Source organism: Winogradskyella sp. 4-2091, from assembly GCF_045765065.1.
Taxonomy (GTDB): Bacteria; Bacteroidota; Bacteroidia; order Flavobacteriales; family Flavobacteriaceae; genus Winogradskyella.
The window spans coordinates 220,518-238,287 of the sequence record NZ_JBJKOD010000004.1 but is presented as its reverse complement, the minus strand read 5'-3'; the positions used below and the strand labels follow the sequence as shown (position 1 = coordinate 238,287).

General features: G+C 31.5%; 20 protein-coding genes. 11 read left to right on the top strand and 9 right to left on the bottom strand.

The window, feature by feature from the left end:
* Nucleotides 1-71: 71 nt before the first annotated feature.
* The 5 genes from ACJBCC_RS07235 to ACJBCC_RS07215 form a co-directional block, all read right to left on the bottom strand.
* Nucleotides 72-1,967, bottom strand: a complete 1,896-nt coding sequence (locus ACJBCC_RS07235) for a DEAD/DEAH box helicase (protein ID WP_407556795.1) — start codon at nt 1,965-1,967, stop codon at nt 72-74.
* Nucleotides 1,968-2,161: 194 nt separating this feature from the next.
* On the bottom strand, nt 2,162-2,812 hold the full coding sequence (locus ACJBCC_RS07230; protein WP_407556794.1) for a DsbA family oxidoreductase: 651 nt from the start codon (nt 2,810-2,812) through the stop codon (nt 2,162-2,164).
* 80 nt (nt 2,813-2,892) lie between these two features.
* A complete protein-coding gene (locus ACJBCC_RS07225; protein WP_407556793.1) occupies nt 2,893-3,456 on the bottom strand; it encodes a carboxymuconolactone decarboxylase family protein in 564 nt (187 codons plus the stop codon).
* A gap of 74 nt (nt 3,457-3,530) precedes the next feature.
* Nucleotides 3,531-4,094 carry a TetR/AcrR family transcriptional regulator gene (locus tag ACJBCC_RS07220; protein WP_407556792.1) on the bottom strand — a complete coding sequence of 188 codons (564 nt, stop codon included), beginning with the start codon at nt 4,092-4,094 and terminating at the stop codon, nt 3,531-3,533.
* Between the two features lie 99 nt (nt 4,095-4,193).
* Nucleotides 4,194-4,766: a non-canonical purine NTP diphosphatase gene (locus ACJBCC_RS07215; RefSeq protein WP_407556791.1), complete on the bottom strand. Its 573-nt coding sequence runs from the start codon at nt 4,764-4,766 to the stop codon at nt 4,194-4,196.
* A 126-nt stretch (nt 4,767-4,892) separates the two neighbouring features.
* On the opposite strand from ACJBCC_RS07215, the gene ACJBCC_RS07210 reads away from it, so the two are divergent.
* Together ACJBCC_RS07210 and hpf are read left to right on the top strand one after the other, a co-directional pair.
* Nucleotides 4,893-5,822: a DUF4421 family protein gene (locus ACJBCC_RS07210; protein WP_407556790.1), complete on the top strand. Its 930-nt coding sequence runs from the start codon at nt 4,893-4,895 to the stop codon at nt 5,820-5,822.
* 155 nt (nt 5,823-5,977) lie between these two features.
* Nucleotides 5,978-6,277 (top strand): ribosome hibernation-promoting factor, HPF/YfiA family, encoded by a 300-nt coding sequence (gene hpf / locus ACJBCC_RS07205; RefSeq protein ID WP_299100820.1) that lies wholly within the window; start codon nt 5,978-5,980, stop codon nt 6,275-6,277.
* A gap of 38 nt (nt 6,278-6,315) precedes the next feature.
* Here the strand turns inward: hpf and rlmH are convergent, their stop codons facing one another.
* Both rlmH and ACJBCC_RS07195 read right to left on the bottom strand, forming a co-directional pair.
* Entirely contained in the window at nt 6,316-6,783 is a 468-nt protein-coding gene (gene rlmH, locus ACJBCC_RS07200; protein ID WP_407556859.1) for a 23S rRNA (pseudouridine(1915)-N(3))-methyltransferase RlmH, read from the bottom strand.
* The gene (locus ACJBCC_RS07195; RefSeq protein WP_407556789.1) at nt 6,779-7,678 is read right to left on the bottom strand and encodes a hypothetical protein; all 900 of its coding nucleotides are present in this window, start codon (nt 7,676-7,678) and stop codon (nt 6,779-6,781) included. The genes rlmH and ACJBCC_RS07195 overlap by 5 nt, the downstream gene beginning before the upstream one ends.
* A 90-nt stretch (nt 7,679-7,768) precedes the next feature.
* Between ACJBCC_RS07195 and nadC the strand changes: the two genes are divergently transcribed.
* Nucleotides 7,769-8,626 (top strand): carboxylating nicotinate-nucleotide diphosphorylase, encoded by an 858-nt coding sequence (gene nadC / locus ACJBCC_RS07190; RefSeq protein ID WP_299100824.1) that lies wholly within the window; start codon nt 7,769-7,771, stop codon nt 8,624-8,626.
* Between the two features lie 59 nt (nt 8,627-8,685).
* Nucleotides 8,686-9,666 carry a YihY/virulence factor BrkB family protein gene (locus ACJBCC_RS07185; protein WP_407556788.1) on the top strand — a complete coding sequence of 327 codons (981 nt, stop codon included), beginning with the start codon at nt 8,686-8,688 and terminating at the stop codon, nt 9,664-9,666.
* Here ACJBCC_RS07185 and ACJBCC_RS07180 read toward each other — a convergent pair.
* The gene (locus tag ACJBCC_RS07180; RefSeq protein WP_407556787.1) at nt 9,659-10,393 is read right to left on the bottom strand and encodes a LytR/AlgR family response regulator transcription factor; all 735 of its coding nucleotides are present in this window, start codon (nt 10,391-10,393) and stop codon (nt 9,659-9,661) included. The two genes, ACJBCC_RS07185 and ACJBCC_RS07180, sit on opposite strands and share 8 nt — an antisense overlap.
* A 2-nt stretch (nt 10,394-10,395) precedes the next feature.
* The gene (locus ACJBCC_RS07175) at nt 10,396-12,120 is read right to left on the bottom strand and encodes a histidine kinase (RefSeq protein WP_407556786.1); all 1,725 of its coding nucleotides are present in this window, start codon (nt 12,118-12,120) and stop codon (nt 10,396-10,398) included.
* Between the two features lie 227 nt (nt 12,121-12,347).
* Here ACJBCC_RS07175 and ACJBCC_RS07170 point away from each other — a divergent pair, with 227 nt between their 5' ends.
* The 7 genes from ACJBCC_RS07170 (at nt 12,348) to ACJBCC_RS07140 (ending at nt 17,767) form a co-directional block, all read left to right on the top strand.
* Nucleotides 12,348-12,875, top strand: a complete 528-nt coding sequence (locus ACJBCC_RS07170) for a hypothetical protein (protein ID WP_407556785.1) — start codon at nt 12,348-12,350, stop codon at nt 12,873-12,875.
* 18 nt (nt 12,876-12,893) lie between these two features.
* The gene (locus tag ACJBCC_RS07165; protein ID WP_407556784.1) at nt 12,894-13,322 is read left to right on the top strand and encodes a hypothetical protein; all 429 of its coding nucleotides are present in this window, start codon (nt 12,894-12,896) and stop codon (nt 13,320-13,322) included.
* 10 nt (nt 13,323-13,332) lie between these two features.
* Entirely contained in the window at nt 13,333-14,208 is an 876-nt protein-coding gene (locus tag ACJBCC_RS07160; protein ID WP_407556783.1) for a hypothetical protein, read from the top strand.
* 22 nt (nt 14,209-14,230) lie between these two features.
* On the top strand, nt 14,231-14,746 hold the full coding sequence (locus ACJBCC_RS07155; protein ID WP_407556782.1) for a hypothetical protein: 516 nt from the start codon (nt 14,231-14,233) through the stop codon (nt 14,744-14,746).
* Between the two features lie 20 nt (nt 14,747-14,766).
* Nucleotides 14,767-15,297, top strand: coding sequence for a hypothetical protein (locus tag ACJBCC_RS07150; protein ID WP_407556781.1), 531 nt, complete (start codon nt 14,767-14,769; stop codon nt 15,295-15,297).
* A 435-nt stretch (nt 15,298-15,732) separates the two neighbouring features.
* Nucleotides 15,733-16,770 (top strand): hypothetical protein, encoded by a 1,038-nt coding sequence (locus ACJBCC_RS07145; RefSeq protein WP_299100845.1) that lies wholly within the window; start codon nt 15,733-15,735, stop codon nt 16,768-16,770.
* Nucleotides 16,771-16,783: 13 nt separating this feature from the next.
* Nucleotides 16,784-17,767: a T9SS type A sorting domain-containing protein gene (locus ACJBCC_RS07140; RefSeq protein WP_299100847.1), complete on the top strand. Its 984-nt coding sequence runs from the start codon at nt 16,784-16,786 to the stop codon at nt 17,765-17,767.
* Nucleotides 17,768-17,770 lie beyond the last annotated feature (3 nt).

Sequence of the window (17,770 nt, the reverse complement as noted above, 5' to 3'; positions counted from 1 at the left end):
AAATCTTCAAGTTTTGGATTTTTATACTTTCTAATAATGATATAGGAATAAAATTTTTATCTAATGAGAAATTAATCTCTACGTCTAGATCGTCTTGGTCTGTCTGACCCAGAGTTGCTAGATTCTGATCGTCTGTCTCCTCTAGAATCGTTAAACTTTCTGTCGCCTCCTCGGTCACTTCTATTGTCATCAGAGCGTCTACTACTTCTTCTATCACTACGATTACCAGAACCAGAAGAACGTCTTTCATTAGAGCGTCTTTCCCCTCTGTCATCTCTTCTGCGATTTCCACCACCAGAACGTCTGTCGTTTCCGCCACGTCCACGATTTCTATCGCGTCTTCCGCCACCACTGCGACCTCGATTTTCACTAACTTCAACGTTTACAAAACGACCTTCATATTTAAAGTCGGTAAAGAATGCTAATACTTTTTCTTGTAATGTTTTTTCTGTATTAAAGAAAGAGAAACTTTCCTTTACGTCAACTTTAAAGACATCATCACGTCCTAATTCTAATTGTTCTTTTAAGAAATCTTTCAACTTCATCCAATCAAAACCATCTTTACTACCAACGTTAATAAAGTAACGTGTGTCGTTAGATTGTTTTCCGTAATCGCGTCCGCCATCTCTATCACCTCTAGATTCTACTACACCTAAATCTTTTGATTTCTGGTAATAATTAAAGAAGCGATTAAATTCAACTGAAAAGAATTTTTTGATTAATTCATCTTTATCTGTATCAGCAAATAATTCATTTATACTATCTAAATGCTTATCAATTTCGTGATTTGTTTCTGTCGTATGAATTTTATTGGCTAAAGACATTAATTGTACTTCTACAATATCAGTACCAGAAGGAATGTCTTTTTTCTCAAATTGCTTCTTAATGATACGCTCAATGCTTTTGATCTTGCGTGTTTCACTTTTTGAAACAATAACCATTGAAACACCTGTTTTACCAGCACGTCCTGTTCTACCAGATCTGTGTGTATATGTTTCAATTTCATCAGGTAATTGGTAGTTAATTACGTGCGTAATATCATCTACATCAATACCACGAGCAGCAACATCAGTAGCAACAAGCATTTGTATTTGATTGTTTCTAAACGATTTCATCACTAAATCACGTTGATTCTGACTTAAATCACCATGTAATGCACCAGCAGAATAGCCATCTTCAATTAAGTTTTCGGCTACTTTTTGTGTGTCTCTTTTAGTTCTACAGAAGATCACAGAAAAAATATCTGGATTTGCATCTGCTAAACGTTTTAAGGCTTGGTAACGATCTCTGGCGTTTACTAAATAGTATTCGTGGGTAACGTTACTTGTACTTTCATTTTTATTTCCTACTGTAATCTCTGTAGGATCATACATGAATTTCTTAGCAATTGTAGATACCTCTTTAGGCATTGTTGCTGAGAATAACCATGTACTCTTATCATCAGGAGTATGTGATAAAATGTCTGTGATATCTTCATAGAATCCCATGTTTAACATTTCATCAGCTTCATCTAAAACGCTGTATTGTATTTTAGAAATATCAACCATTCTTCGGCTAATCATATCTTTCATACGACCTGGAGTTGCCACAATTATCTGTGCACCACGTTTAACTTGTCTTGCTTGATCAGAAATGCTAGATCCACCATAAATGGCAACCACATTTAAACCTTTACAATATTTACCGTAGTTTTTTAACTCGTTTGTAATTTGTAAACAAAGTTCACGAGTAGGCGATAAGATAAGACCTTGAGTCGTTCTGCTATCGATATCAATTTTTTGCAACATCGGAAAACCGAAAGCTGCTGTTTTACCTGTACCAGTTTGTGCCAAAGCCACTAGGTCTTTGTCTTCTTCTAATAAAAGTGGAATTGCTTTTGATTGGACTTCTGATGGTTTTTCAAAACCTAAATCCGTAATTGCGTTAAGAAGGTCTTCATTAAGACCTAATTCTTGGAATGTGCTCATTCTTGAGTTTTATGTATTCGATTATGTTCTGTTGGTGTTACAAGAGAAGCGAATCGACATACTAAACACTAAAACTTCTAGGTAACACATCCTCACTCTGAGGAATATAAAAATCCTAAATTTGGATTTTTTGCAAGGTGCAAAGGTAGTTTAATTTATTTAATAACCAATTATCCTTGATTTTATGCAAATTTTTAATCCAATTCTGCTATTAATTCTGAAAGAACTTGCTTAAAAGTGGCCATAGGTTGTGCGCCAGTTATTGCGCTTTTTCGGTTAAAAACAATTGTTGGTACAGAATTTACACCCATATTTTTCCATTCATTTTGAAGGCTTCGAACGTTGTAACGAGCATCCTCATCATCTAATTTTTCAAGAGCTTCTGTTGCGTTTAAGCCGACCTCTAATAGTGCTTGTTTTAAAATATGTCTATCAGAAACGTCTTTTCTTTCGCTAAAAAAGGCTTTGGTTAACGTCATTTTTAATTCGGTTTGTTTATTAAAATCCTTGGCGTATTCTAAAAGTACATGCGCATCAAAAGTGTTAACCATTCTCATATCGTCAAAATAATCGAATTTAAAACCTAAGTCTGCTCCAATTTCGGTCATATGTTTCTTAGATTCTTTTTGCTGTTCTAAGGTAGAGCCATACTTTTCAGTAATATGTTCAGTGACATTTTGGCCTTCGGTTGGCATATTTGGGTTTAACTCAAACGGTTGCCATTCTATATCTACTTTATCTTCAATACCTAATTCTGAAATTGCTTTCTCTAGCCGTTTGTAACCAATGGTACACCAAGGGCAAACCACATCAGAAACGATATCTATTTTTAATTTCTTTTTCATGTATAGTATAATTTAAATTAATAAACCTTCCGCAAGCACAGAAGGTTTATTGCTATTAATCAATGTTGTGGTTAATGGGATTATGAAACCACATTTTCTTTAGACCATGCGAATTTTTCAAATGCACCATCTACTGGTGTGTTTGCTATATGATTTGTATAGTTACTAATTGTTTTTTGAGATAATCCTAAAATTATATCTAAAACGTGCTTTTCTTCGTAACCTGCTGCGTAGAATGTATTTAATTCTTCTTCAGTTACATTACCACGATTTCTAACGATCGTTAAAGTCATTGTACGTAATGCTTCTAACTTAGAATCTTCTAAAGGCGTTTCATTACGTAATGCTTCTGTAATATTGTCATCTACTTTCATCATTTTTGCAATACCAGTATGTGCAGGTACACAATAATGGCAAGCATGCTCTACATTAATGGCTTGCCAAACAACAGTTAACTCATCCTCATTAAATGAAGATTGGGTAAATAACTCATGTAAGGTTTGGTAAGCTTTTAAGATTTGCGGAGAACTTGCTAAAACACCATGCAATCCAGGAATCATCCCAAAAGATTTTTGAGAGTTCTCTAATAATGATTTGCTACCTTCTGGTGCAGTTTCGATGTTGTGAATTTTTAAAGTTGTCATAATTTCTTGTTTTTATTTTAATATTCTGTTAATCTTATCTAAACGTTCGTTTAGTTATTGTGTAAAAAAAATGTTTATAAATTTTTGAAGATCATTTCTATGTAATCTTCAATCTCTTCTTTTGTGTTTACTCTAGATGCTGCTGCTAAACCATGTTTTGCTAGCAACAAATAGTTAGCTTGTTTTGTTATAGTTTCTTTGTCTTTAGAAGCATCTATTTCTAGCTTTTCAATAATTATGGATTTTAAATTATCCATAAAACTATTCATTTGCTTTTGAATGCATTCATCTTCTTTATCAGAAAACTCATTATATGTATTAGTAACAAAACATCCTTTAGTTTTGTCCCCTTTAAAATTAGAACTTACAGAGTCGTAGAAAAATTGTTTAATATCTTCGACACCTTTAGTTCCATTTTTAAATTTTTCTAAAACCGAGTTTACTCTTGATTTATAGTGTTTTAAACTCTCTAGAAATAATCCGTGCTTATTGCCAAAACTAGAATATATAGAAAACTTGTTAATGCCCATTTCTTTTTCGAGCATTTGCATGGAGGTTGTTTCATAGCCATTCTTCCAAAAAAGATGCATAGCTTTTTCTACAACTTCAGCTTCGTTATATTGTTTAGTCCTTGCCATTTTTAATTTCCTATAAAGAGAAACATTTTTATTACACAACAAAACTAAACAATCGGTTAGAAATAAAAAATACATTTAACATTTTATTCGGAAAATGCCTTATATATTTAAGAATTCAACTAATTGAGCAACGGCTTTTCCGCGATGACCAATTTTATTTTTTTCAGTTAATGAGATTTCGGCAAATGTTTTATCATAACCTTCAGCTTTAAACACAGGATCATAACCAAATCCACCTTCGCCATGTTTTTCGGTCGTAATTTCTCCTTTGCAGAGGCCTGTAAACGTGTGTAGTTTTCCATTAATATGTAAGGCAATAACGGTTTTAAATTGAGCACTTCGGTTAGATTTGGGCTGAAGTTCGGCAAGTAATTTTTTGGTATTGTCTTCTGCATTACGTTGTGGACCAGCATAGCGCGCTGAGTATACACCAGGTTCGCCATTTAGTGCATGTACTTCTAAGCCAGTGTCATCCGCAAAACAATCATAGCCGTAATGCGTTTTTAGATATTCTGCTTTTTGAATGGCATTACCCTTTATAGTAGATTGTGTTTCAGGAATATCTTCGTTACATGCAATATCTTTTAAACTCAAAAGTTTAATGTGAGGTGGAACAATAGCTTGTACTTCTTTTAGTTTATTTAAATTATTTGTGGCGAAAACGAGTTGCATAGAGTCTTTTTATTAATGTATTTTAGCTATTGTAAAAATATGAATCTAATAACTTTTTTTGTGTCAAATCAAATAATAATTGAAAAGCCTTATCATTTAAAATGTCTTCTCCTTTTTAGTCTTTGTTTGAATTGCTTATTTGTAAACGCGCAAGATATTGAAGATATTGATTCTTTGCTTGTAGATAGAGACTTAGATAACTATTCATTACGTTTATTTACCAATTTTAAAGCTAATAAATTTAGTATTCAAAATGACGACTATAAAGCTAGATTTGTACCGAACAATAGACACGGTTTAGGTATTGGTGTAGCAAATAGAAAAATAATTATTGATATCGCTTTTAATATAAAAAATGCGAATAAAGAGGAAACAAAAAAGTTCGATTTACAAGGTGTCACTATTTTTAAAAACCGACACTACACGAACTTGTATATTCAAACTTATAAAGGCTTTACGGCAAAGAATAATTTCGATGAGCCTTCCGTCTTTAGAGATGATTTGCGCTCAGTGAGTTTTGGTGTTAATTATTTATACACCTTTGATGATATTGAGTTTTCTTATGCACTTTTAAAAGCTGGTTTAGCCGAAAAAAGACACGAAAAAATATTTATCACTGGTGGCGTTGGTCTCTTTACAGGCTTTGATTATTTCTCGTCTAATTCTAGTATTTTAACAGAGACAACAAATATTTATTTTAATGAAGAGGCAGATATTAAGCGCTATCAAGGAGTTACTGCTGGTATTTTGGCTGGTTTTATTTCGTATTTTAAATTACCAGAAAATATAACTGCGACGGTTAATTTTATGCCAGGAATGGGATTAATGTATAAAAAAATCACAGATCAAGAAGGTAGCTATACACCAAAACACCCTATGCTTTTTAAGCTTGATTTTATGGTTGGCTTAGGCTATAATTTTGACAGATATTACGTGAGTTTAACTTACAGTAATGGATTATATACTACACATTTTGATAATGATAATAGATATCGCCTAAACCTTACGAATGCCAAATTGGCCATTGGTTACAGATTTAGAAGCCGAAACAATTAGTACTTTATTTGGTCTTATAGTAAATACACTTCCTATGTGTTTAATTGATAGCAAAGTATAAATTTTATAGATTTTTTATGATATTTATCAGCCTAAAAATAGCCTTAAATTTTTATCTTAGACAAAAGAATTATTAACATAAAACGAGATAAATTATGACTGTAAATTTTCAATACGTAAACATAGATACAAGCGAAACTCTTTCTGCATTAACAACAGAAAAATTAGAAAAATTGGCTCATAAATTTGAGTTTTTAATTTCTGCTCAGGTTTATTTTAAGCATGATGAAAAGGATAATGAATCTGGTAAAATTTGTAATATAGAATTAAGTTTACCAGGACCACGCATATTTGCAACATCTAATAAAAAGAATTACGAAATGGCTATGACAGAAACGATTAAAGATTTAGAACGCCAACTTAAAAAACGTAAAGAAGTTTTTAGTACACATTAATAAATACCGATGTTTAATTGTCAGAGGGTTTATGGTTTTTAGCGATGATGATATGGTTCATTTCTAAGAATTGTAAACCCTCTGTACAATTGTTCTATAAAGAAAAGCCTAACCATTTGATGCGAAAAGGTCATTTTAGATAATCCTAATTTTCCATTAGCTCTTTTATAAACGGCATCAGAAAATCCATAAGGACCTCCAATTACAAAAATTAAAGTTTTAATACCAGAATTCATGTGTTTTTGCAAGTAGTTAGAAAATGCAACAGAATCTAACTGTTTACCGTTTTCATCGAGTAAAATTAAAACATCAGAGTTTTGAGTTTTAGCTAAAATAAGGTCACCTTCTTTATCCTTCTGTTGGGCTTCAGATAAATTTTTAGCCTTTTTTAAATCTGGAATAACTTCAAAATCAAACTTTATATAATGTCCAAGTCGTTTGGTGTAATCTGCAATTAATGCTTGAAGATTTTTATTGTCCGTTTTGCCAATGGCTATGAGTTTAATACGTGCCACCTACATAACAATTTGGAACAGGGAATCTGCCTGATATTCTTCTGTTCTGGTTAGTACTATTTGTTTTTCTTCGTTCATTTTGAATTTGCTTGACTCTTCGCATAGCTTGAGATTTCATCTCTTTTTCCAAATCAATATACATTTTATCAATAAATTGTAGTGAATATTTCTCAGTATTGTTTTTTACCGCATTAAATTCTTTAATATATGGTTCCCAGTCCGTTTCTAACATCTTTTTAACCATTGCTTGCGTTAGCCTAGTGTAATAAAAGTAATGACCATTAGGTTTTAAAATAATTAAGCCTTGCTTTAAATTTTTAAAAAAAATGTTCTTCAAAAAATCTGGAATTTTTTCTTTGGTATGATGTTTTAAATCAAGATTGAAATCTACATTTCTAGAATAAACGTACTTTGGAATGGCGTTATTCTTTTTTGCGAATTTCACACATTTTTTCTGTCTCTCATCAAAGCCAATTCTTCTTTCTAAATATTTTTTTTCTGAAGAATTATCAAGTTCATCATGCTCTTTCTTTAAATACTGCGATTTTTTATAATGGGAGAAGCCTAAAATTGAATCTTGAAAAACTAAGATAATACTTTTGTCAAATTCCTTAATGTTTAAGTATTTTTTTAAAGCGTTCTGAATTTGAGGGAGTTCGGTTTCATTAAAATAACCGAAATCATAAGTTTTAATAAGTCTCTTTATAACTAATGAGTCTTGAATAACCTTTTCCTCTCTATATATAGTTTTAAGGACATTTTGATAATAGGTAGTTTCATCAATTTGCTCTAACTCCTCATTAATATATATTATTGGTTTAGAGTCATCTTGAGAATAGCTACAAATTGAAAATATGAATAGTATATAAATTAAACGGTTATTCATAGATTGTATTGATGTTAGTGAAACTAAATTACAACAATATTTCAAATATCATCTTTCAATTCCTATTTTTACATCAAATAAGTATTTAGTATGATTTCACAAGCACAATTCGATAAAGAAATAGAATTAATAATCTCTAATGCCATCCGCGAAGATGTTGGCGATGGTGATCATAGTTCATTAGCATGCATACCAGCTTCAGCGCAAGGAAAAGCAAAATTATTGGTAAAAGATACAGGTGTAATTGCAGGTGTAGAATTTGCTAAACAAGTATTTGCTTATGTGGATGCTGATATGACAGTGGAAACCTTAATTGAAGATGGAAGCCGAGTTAATCATGGCGATATTGTGTTTTATGTTGAAGGTGCTTCACAATCTATTTTAAAAGCAGAGCGTTTAGTACTTAATGCGATGCAACGTATGAGTGCTATTGCAACAAAGACTAGAGAGTTTGTTGATATTTTAGAAGGTACAGGAACCAAAATTTTAGATACGCGTAAAACAACACCAGGTATTAGAGCTTTAGAAAAATGGGCTGTAAAAATTGGTGGTGGTGAAAACCATAGATTCGCATTGTATGACATGATTATGCTTAAGGATAATCACATTGATTTTGCAGGAGGCGTTTCTAAAGCCATTAATTTGACTAAGGATTATTTAAAGGATACCAAAAGAGATTTAAAAATCATTGTAGAAGCAAGAAACCTTGATGAAATAAAAGAAATTTTAGATTGTGGTGGCGTTTACAGAATTTTAATTGATAACTTTAATTACGAGGACACGCGCAAAGCTGTAAAATTAATAGGAGACCAATGTTTAACTGAATCTTCTGGTGGAATTAACGAAAACACCCTTAGAAAATATGCCGAATGTGGTGTGGATTATATTTCGTCTGGTGCATTAACTCACTCCGTTTACAACAAGGATTTAAGCTTAAAAGCGGTATAAAAAAGCTCTTTGTAATTAAACGTCATAGTAGATGATGAAAGAGAGCTAAAAGCTAAATAATGACTAAACACATAGAAGATAAATTAGATAAGATTCCGGTTTTAAATATAATTGTGCGTTTTTTTAAGCAGATTAGATTACCAGGATTTGAAGGTTTATCCATTTATGATTTGCTAGAGCTCTACGTTATGGGAATCGTGAAAGGTGCACTAACCACAAGAGCTAGTGCTATTGCTTTTAGTTTTTTTACAGCAATATTTCCGTTTTTATTATTCGTAATTATTTTAATTCCGCATATTCCAATTCCAGAATTTCAAGCTGAATTTTTAGATTTTTTAAATTCATTTTTACCACCTCAGACTTCAGATTTTTTCATTTCGAATATTTTTGATAACATAAGTGGAAATGGAGGAGGAGGTCTATTGTCTTCGGTTTTTTTATTATCTATGTTATTAATGGCAAATGGTGTAAATGCTGTTTTTTCTGGTTTTGAAAATTCGTATCATAAACAATTAACTAGAAATGTATTTAAGCAATATATTTTTGCATTAGGTATCGCATTAATCTTAGCGATTTTAGTATTGTTAACCGTTGCGTTTTTTGGGTATTTTCAGATATATGTGATCGAACCGTTATATGAAAGCATTAATAAAGAAATGGTGTCTGAAGATAACTCTAGTGTTGGATGGATCATCTTTGCAAAGTATATGTTTTTTGTACTCATGACGTATTTAGCAACAGCAACACTATATTATTTTGGAACAAGAGAAGGCCGAAAATCTAGATTCTTTTCTGTTGGTGCTCTATTGACCACATTACTAATAATTTTAACCTCCTATTTTTTTGGGATATACATTAATAACTTCTCGCAGTATAATGAGCTATATGGCTCAATTGGAGGTTTGTTAATCTTGTTACTTTATCTGTGGTTAAACTCTAATATTTTGCTATTAGGTTACGAGTTAAATGCTTCGCTTCAGTTTTTAAGAAAGCATCCTAGAGCTAAAAAGCCTATTAACTTCAAGGATATTATTAGTTGAAATGTCTTAGAAATTCTTCTTTTCGTCGCACTGATATTGGCACTTGTGCATCATTAGACATTACTACGTAGCTTTGTTTGCCTTTAAAATATTGCTTAACGTGGTCTATATTTATTAAATGCGATTTGTGTGTTTTAAAAAACGAACCATCATCTAATAAATCTTCATAAAACTTAATAGGCTTAGAAACCATTGCTTTGCCATTCTTGGTAAAAATATGTGTGTAACTAGTATCGGCTTCTAAATGAATAATGTCTTCAACTTTTAAAGTTTCAAAGCCTGTTAATGACGGAATTGTAATTACCTTTTTTTGGTTAGGTTTTATGTTTTCAAATAAACTTTGAAGTTGTTGCTCTATGCTTTGCTGTGAAATGGTTTCTTTTAATCGCGAAACGGAAGCATTAAAATCGTCTGTATCAATAGGTTTTAATAAGTAATCAATAGCACTGAACTTAAAGGCTTTTATCGCAAAATTATCAAAAGCAGTCGTGAATATGACTTTAAAATTTATGGTGTCAATAGCTTGAAGAAAATCAAATCCTGTTTTTTCATGAATTTTAATATCTAAAAACACTAAATCTGGTTCTAGTTGCGGAACGAGTTCTAAGGCTTCATCAACCGTATCTATAACTTTTAAGACGTTAAAGGTATTAGGATGTCTATCAATTAAATTTAAAACACGGTCAGAGCAATGTTTTTCGTCGTCTATAATTATAGTTTTTATCATATTTAGTAAGCAAATTGCATTGGTAATGAAACATCTATTCTGGTGCCTTCGGTTTTATCAATTATTTCAACGTTTCCGTTAGTGTTTTTCAATTTATTGATAATCTCAATTCTACTTTTGGTAATCGCCATTCCCATAGATTTGTTTTCTGTATTAGCTTTGTTTGCTGTTGAGGATTTTCTACCTATTCCATTATCATCAACACTACAAATTAGCATATCATTTTCGGCTTTAAATGAAATGGTTAAAACACCAGAATTTTCCTTTAGCGCTAATCCGTGAATAATACTGTTTTCTATAAAAGGTTGCAAAATCATTGGTGGTACAAGGATGTTGTCTTCATCTAAGTTGTCATCTACTTTAATAATATAATCAAAGCTATTGTTAAAGCGTTTTCGCTCAATGTCTATATAAGTTCTAAGCAGCGAAATATCTTCACGCAGTATAATTTCCTTTTTCTCAGAATTCTCTAAAGTGAGTCGCATTAATTTAGCAAACTTGCTCAAATAATCGCTCGCAGACTGTGTGTCGTTTTTTAGAATATAATCGCCAATGGAGTTTAGAGAATTAAATATAAAATGCGGATTCATTTGAGAGCGCAACGCTTTTAATTCTGTATCAGAAACCTTGGCATTAAATTCAGCTTCTTTAGATTTAGAAACGGCATCTTGCTTTCTTCGGTATAAAATGAAACCGATGATGGCGGCTAAAACCAATCCTGCTCCTCCAATAATTGATGCATTTTTAATTGATTTCTGGCGTTCAATTTCAACTTGTGCTATAGCTTTGTCTTTATCAGCTTTAAACTGAATTTCCTTTCTAGAAATTTCTAATTTTCTATCAGCATTAATTAAACTATCTCTTAAAACAATATGTTCTTTATAATTGGTCAGTGCGTTTTTATAATCGCCTTTTTTAGCATATACATTAGCTAAGGTTGCTAAAGCACTATTTTTAGTAGATAAACTATTTAGACTTTCACTCAACTTTATACTGTTTGAAGCATAATACTCAGCTTTTTCAATATTGTTGTTTTGCAAGTACACTTCGGCTGCGTTAGTGTACGCTGTAACGCGTAAGCCTCCAATATTATTGGCTTCAATTAAATCTAAACTCTCTTGTGTATTTAATAATCCATCTTCTAAAAAGCCAGCATTTGTTTGTATTAAACCCAAATTGGTTAAAATATTTGCCATGAATATTGGCCGTTTGTTCTGTTCTGCACCAACCAATGACTTTTTGTAGTAATAAATGGACGAATCTAACTTCTTTTGTTCACCATAGACATTACCAATATAAAATTCGGTAGTGTATTTACTCTTGTTTTCTGGATTATGTAATAAGGTTTTAAAGCTTTTTAAAGCTTTAGTGTATTCTTGCTGTTCTAAATATATAAGACCAATATTGGTGAGAACACCAATAACATATTTTTGAAATTTTGGGTCTTTTTCAAAGACGTCATAGGCCTGTTGATAATACTCTAAACCATTTAATGGATTAGATAATAAGTAATGCTGAATAATGCCTAAATTATTATACGATATACCTATGCCTTTAGAATAATTAAGTTTTTTTGATATATCTAGAGTTTTGTTATTGTAAGTCGTCCATGTGGTATCAGCAGGTGTTAAAAACATCTTTCGTGCCACATACTTAATTCTAAGATTTACATAATTAGTGTCTTGCGTTTTGTAATTAGTAATGACGTTTTCTAAAGAGTCAATCATTTTATTCTGAGAAGCACAACATAGTGAAGTCAACAAAAAAACGATTATTAGGGATTTTTTCATTCGGTGAATCAATTAATAGCTAGGTTAAAAATAGTAATTAATTGTTGAAAACTGCCTACAAGTTCTACGTTAATATATTCAAAGTCAACGATAATAGGTTTGCTATGGTAATTAAAGATAAATCGTTGTTCCTTTAAATATAATTAATCTATAAAATGTAAATCATGAAAATAATACTGCAATCACTCAAAATCACTTTAACTTTTTTAATAATGGTAAGTTGTTCCAGTAGTGATGACTCAGATTCTGATGTATATGGAACTATTCAATTATCTGGGGCAGATACAGCTGTTGTTGGGTCTTCATTAATTGTTGGTAATATAGATTCTGATGCTTTAGATACCACAGGCACATCGAGTTCAGTAGTGCTTCTAGATAAAAATACAACTATTGAAAATGGCGAATTAGAATCTTCAGATTTTTCAAACGCTTTTATAATTGTAGCAGCAGAGTTTACACCTGAAGATGAAGCAGCAGCAGAGAAAACAATTTCAATGACTATTATTAAAAATGGAGTTCAAATGAGTTATGTGTGTTCCACACCTGCTATAAGCGCTGCAGATAATATGGATTGTGGTACAGGCTTCAGTGTAGATAAGGCAGAAAAGCAAGTTGTTTTTTCTAATACAACCGTTATCAATGTTGATAATGAGACTGTATTAACCATGAATGGTGTTATTCAATATGACTAATAATTAAAATCTCTAACTATGAAATTAATCAATCCAAACAAGCCTCATTTAGTAATAGTACTGTCAATGTTTATTTTGCTTCCAATTATCGGTTGGTCTCAAGTAAAACGTTTAAAACCACCAAAGAGAAATTCCAAAATAGAAAGTGTAGATAAATTTGTTAATCATTCTTTTGAGCTGTATTACAAAGTCTTTGTCTATGATAGCTTAACTAGAGCAGGTATTGAAGTGCCAGCAGAAATTGAAGATGAATTAATTGAACGAGCAGAAAGCGATGTAGATAGTTTGTGGCAAGAAGTTCCAGATATTGTAGATGACATTAGTGATGCTTCATTTATGAAACAAGCAAAGGCAACTCTTAATTTAAATCGATCTAAGAAAGCATTAAAATTCTGCATGTCTGCTGTTAAGGAATACTTTGTAGGCACAAAAGAAGACGAAGATTAAATAAAAACTTATGAAAAAAATAGTCACTCATTTTATTTTACTGATAGGGCTTTTGTCTTTAAATGCACAATCTTATAAAAGTGCATTTAGAGCAGATATGTGTAGTTGTTTAGAAGAAGAAAGTCTAAAAAGAACATTAACAGAAAATGCCTTTAAAACCTGTTTAAGAGAAACGTTACCAACGTATGCAGAACAGATTGATGCGAGTATTATTGAAGCTGATCCTCAACAGAAATATCTAAAAGGGCAACTGGCTAGAAAAGAATTATTACTTGCAATGCCAGCTGAATTAATATACACCTGCGATGCCTATTATAAGCATATTGATTATCAAAGAACAAGTAAAAAACTCATTTCACGAGAAAATGCAAAGGAAAGTGAATTAGAACGTTATGATCAAATGGTGGCTTTGTCTCCAACAGCTAGCGCTTATTATATGAGAGCCCAAATTCATTTTAAGTTGGGAAATTTAAAAGAGACGGAAGCTGATATTAATAAAAGTTTAGAACTCAACCCTAATAAGGAGAATTTTAAATCTACAAGGCATGAACTAAAGCTTTTAGCTTGGGTTTATGAGGAGCAAGAACTCTATGCTAAAGCTATCGCACTCTATGATAAAATTTATTTTGGAGAATTAGATTTAGAAGTGTTGAAGTTAAGAGCCCTTGCAGATAAAAAAAGAGGAGGAACGTTAGGGAATATGCCATCTGCAGCAGAATTAAATGAGCCAAATAAACAGGCGCAGGAGATAAAAGTTAATAGTAAACAAGATCGCCTAAATAAGAATACTCATAAAAAAACAAATAAAAATGCTAATAGAACAAGCAGTGATAAGTCGGTAAAAAAGACTGATTCTGCCTCGCTTAGAAAATTGTTCAAATTATAAACTAATAATTCAATCTCTCATTATGAAAAACAAGTATGTATTTACATTTATTTTAAGTCTGTTTTTATTCGCAGAAATGCAATCACAAAGTATATCTGATCCTGGCAAACTAGGTGTTGGTTTGGCATCATCTTTTCCGGCTTATGGATTAAGCGCTAAGTATAATTTTACGGAGACGCATGCTGGTCAAGTCATTCTTGGAAGTGCGGCTTATGGTTTTGGTACCAGTTCATTAGCTATTTCTGGTCGTTATCTTTATAATTTTGAATCAGGAGGTAATAAGCTGGTATATAGACCTTATGCTTATGGGCAATTAGGTTATTTTAGTGTAAAAGTAAAGTTTTTAGATGTTTCTGAATCCTATAACACGGTTTCGTTTGGAGTTGGTGGAGGAATAGAAGGTACTATTCCAGAATTTGTAGAAGGTTTGGCATTTAATGTAGAATTAGGCTATGTAGGAGGTTCTTTTGATAAAGGAATTGGGAGCTTTGCTGGTTTTGCGTACGGTGTTGGTATTCATTATTATTTCGATTTATAAATCTTATAAAAATTAAACTCATGAAAAAAATATTAATTTGTTTACTGGCCATAACATTGGCAAGTTGTGATACAGACGAAATTATTAGTCAGCTTGGTGAAGGTACTGTACAGGCAGATATTAATGGAGAAACAAAAACTTGGGAATTTGGCCCAAATTCATTAGGTGCTGTATTAACGAGCCAAATGGCAGGCTCTGAGGTTTTATATGCATTGGGTATTGCGGCATCTACAGATGGTGTTTCAGATAATTCAGTGAGTAGATCTATTGGTATTGTTGTATTTGTAGATAGTCCTGATGCTATTTTTTCAGGAGCATCATTTAGCACACCTTCCGATCTTGTTTTAGGGACGTATAGCTATGAAAATGGAACAACGATTATTGATGCAGATCAGACAGTATCAGCTACATTATACATTTCCTCAGTGGATGCCTCTGGAGAAAAAATGTCAGGGACATTTAGTTACGAAACTACTGATGAAGACACAAATACTACATATTCTATTTCTAACGGAAGCTTTACAGATATTCCATATCATTATGATTTTTGAATCTAGAAAATTTTAATTCTGTACATGTCTTTATTGTAAAATGCTCAATTTCAGTGATCTAAGTTATTTTTGACTAGGTTTTTTACAGTTTGTCGTAAATTTTTGCAGTTTTTATTGAAATTGTAGTTCTTTAATCTGTTGAAAATAAGAAGTTTGCGATTGTTTCATTAGACTGTTTCGCCTAAGTTTTTATGTGTAAATTCAATAGTATATAGAATTAATGATTTAATTCATTGTAGACACTATTTTATTTAAAATCGATACATCCTTAATTCTGTTCATTTCACTTTTTTATAATCAATAATTATCTGTCTATACATAATCTATTGTATTTATAGACAAGAATGCATGTGTTTAATTGCGTCATTGAAGTTTTTAAACATGTTTCAATAAAATTTTATTTAGCTATTAATTAATTCTTAAAAACAAAAACAAATGAAAACAAATTTTTTACTTTTTATTAGTGCATTTCTAGTAACAGTGAGTACATATTCACAAAACACTTGGATTGTTGACAATAATGCTGGTGCAACTGCAGATTTTACAGATTTGCAATCTGCAATTAATACATCGGTAGCTGGAGATACCATATATATACAGCAGTCTGAAACAAATTATGAGGATGCTACCGTGAACAAGTTATTAAACATAGTAGGTCGTTCGCATAGTGAAAATTCATATACTTCTAAAATGGATGTAATGACCATTGCAGAAACAGGGTCCGGTTCATTTATTAGTGGATTATGGATAGATGATTTGTATACTGAGAATAGTGCAATAATTACAAATATGAAAATTCAAAATAATTACTTAGATAGTGTTGATTTTTCTGGCACCTCAGTAATGAATAATTCGTTTCTATTAGGGAATGTTATTAATAGTGCAAGTGATATTAGAATGAGTAATTCAGTAATATCACATAACCTCTTCACAGGAGCTGGTATAATATTTGATTTTTATGATATAACTTTTAAAAATAATGTCATTCTCATAAATGATTATTCAAATGCAACTGGTTTAAATAACACCACGTATTCTGCAGCTAGTCCAAATAATATTACGGTAGAAAATTGTATATTAATTAAAGCAACAGGCACAGCAGATGTAACTAACTTTAGTTCTGGTAATGATGGTTTTGTGTTTGAAAACTGTATTAGTTACAATGCACAAGGTGGTTTTGTAAATTTACCCTTTGAAGGTGTGGATACTAACTTAAATGATATAGATCCTCAATTTTTAGCAGTATCAGATGCTGGTTTTAATGCTTATACAAATGATTATCATTTACTATCAGGTTCTCCAGGAATTAATTTTGGAAATGATGGATTAGATGTGGGTATTTATAACAGTGGATATAGTTTTAATAATTTTGGGTTTACTAATGGTGTGCCGCGTGTTTCTATTACAGCAATTACTAATACAGTTGCTGAGGGTGCAGATGTAGAGGTTACAATACAAGGTAATACAAATTAATAAAGATAATAATATGAGAAGAATATATATTATTATTTGTATTACGCTATTTGTAAGTAATATTAAAGCTCAGAGTATAACATCTGCTGAGTATTTTATAGATGAAGATCCAGGGATCGGAATGGGAAATACCTTAAGTGTTAATGCAAATACTGGTAGTATAAATCAATCTTATACTATTTCTATGGCAGCAGAAGAAGAAGGTGTACATTTAATAACTTTTAGAGTAAAAGATGATCTTGGAAGATGGAGTTTAAACGACAAGCAATGGGTCTATGTTTCAAAAACCAATACAGATTCAAATTCAGTAATTGTAGCTGCAGAGTATTTCTTTGATGATGAAGATGTTGGGTTTGGCGATAATATGTCATTAAGTATACCTAATGAGGCAAATCCTATAGTAACATCCACAATTTCAACCACGGACTTAGATTCTGGCATTCATATCTTATATGTTAGAGTTAAAAATTCTGAGGAAAAATGGAGTTTATATGATAGGCAACTAATTTATATCTCAGCTATTGGTGAAGTTTCCAATATTATTGCATTTCAATACTATGTTGATTCAGAGATAAATGGGCTTACTGATGTAAGTGTTAACCCATCTGAGCCATCACTAAGTAGAGTTATTAATGTAAACACTACAGGATTGTCTCAGGGAGATCATGTTTTTTGTGTAAGAACCAAAAATGAAGATGAAAATTGGTCACTTTACGATTGCGAAATATTTACAATAAGTGGTCAATTAAGTACAGATGAAAGTTTATATAATTCTATAAATGTTAACCCTAATCCGTTTATAAACACAATAAATTTCGAGGCTTCTAGAGCTGTAACTTTTAAAGAGGTTTCTGTTTATGACATTACAGGAAAAGAGGTTTATTCAACTAAAGAAGACATAAGAAACTTAGAGTTAGGGCATATAGAAAGTGGTATATATATATTAAGTTTATCTACTGAAAATGAAAAAGCAACCTTTAAGATAGTAAAGCAATAGTCA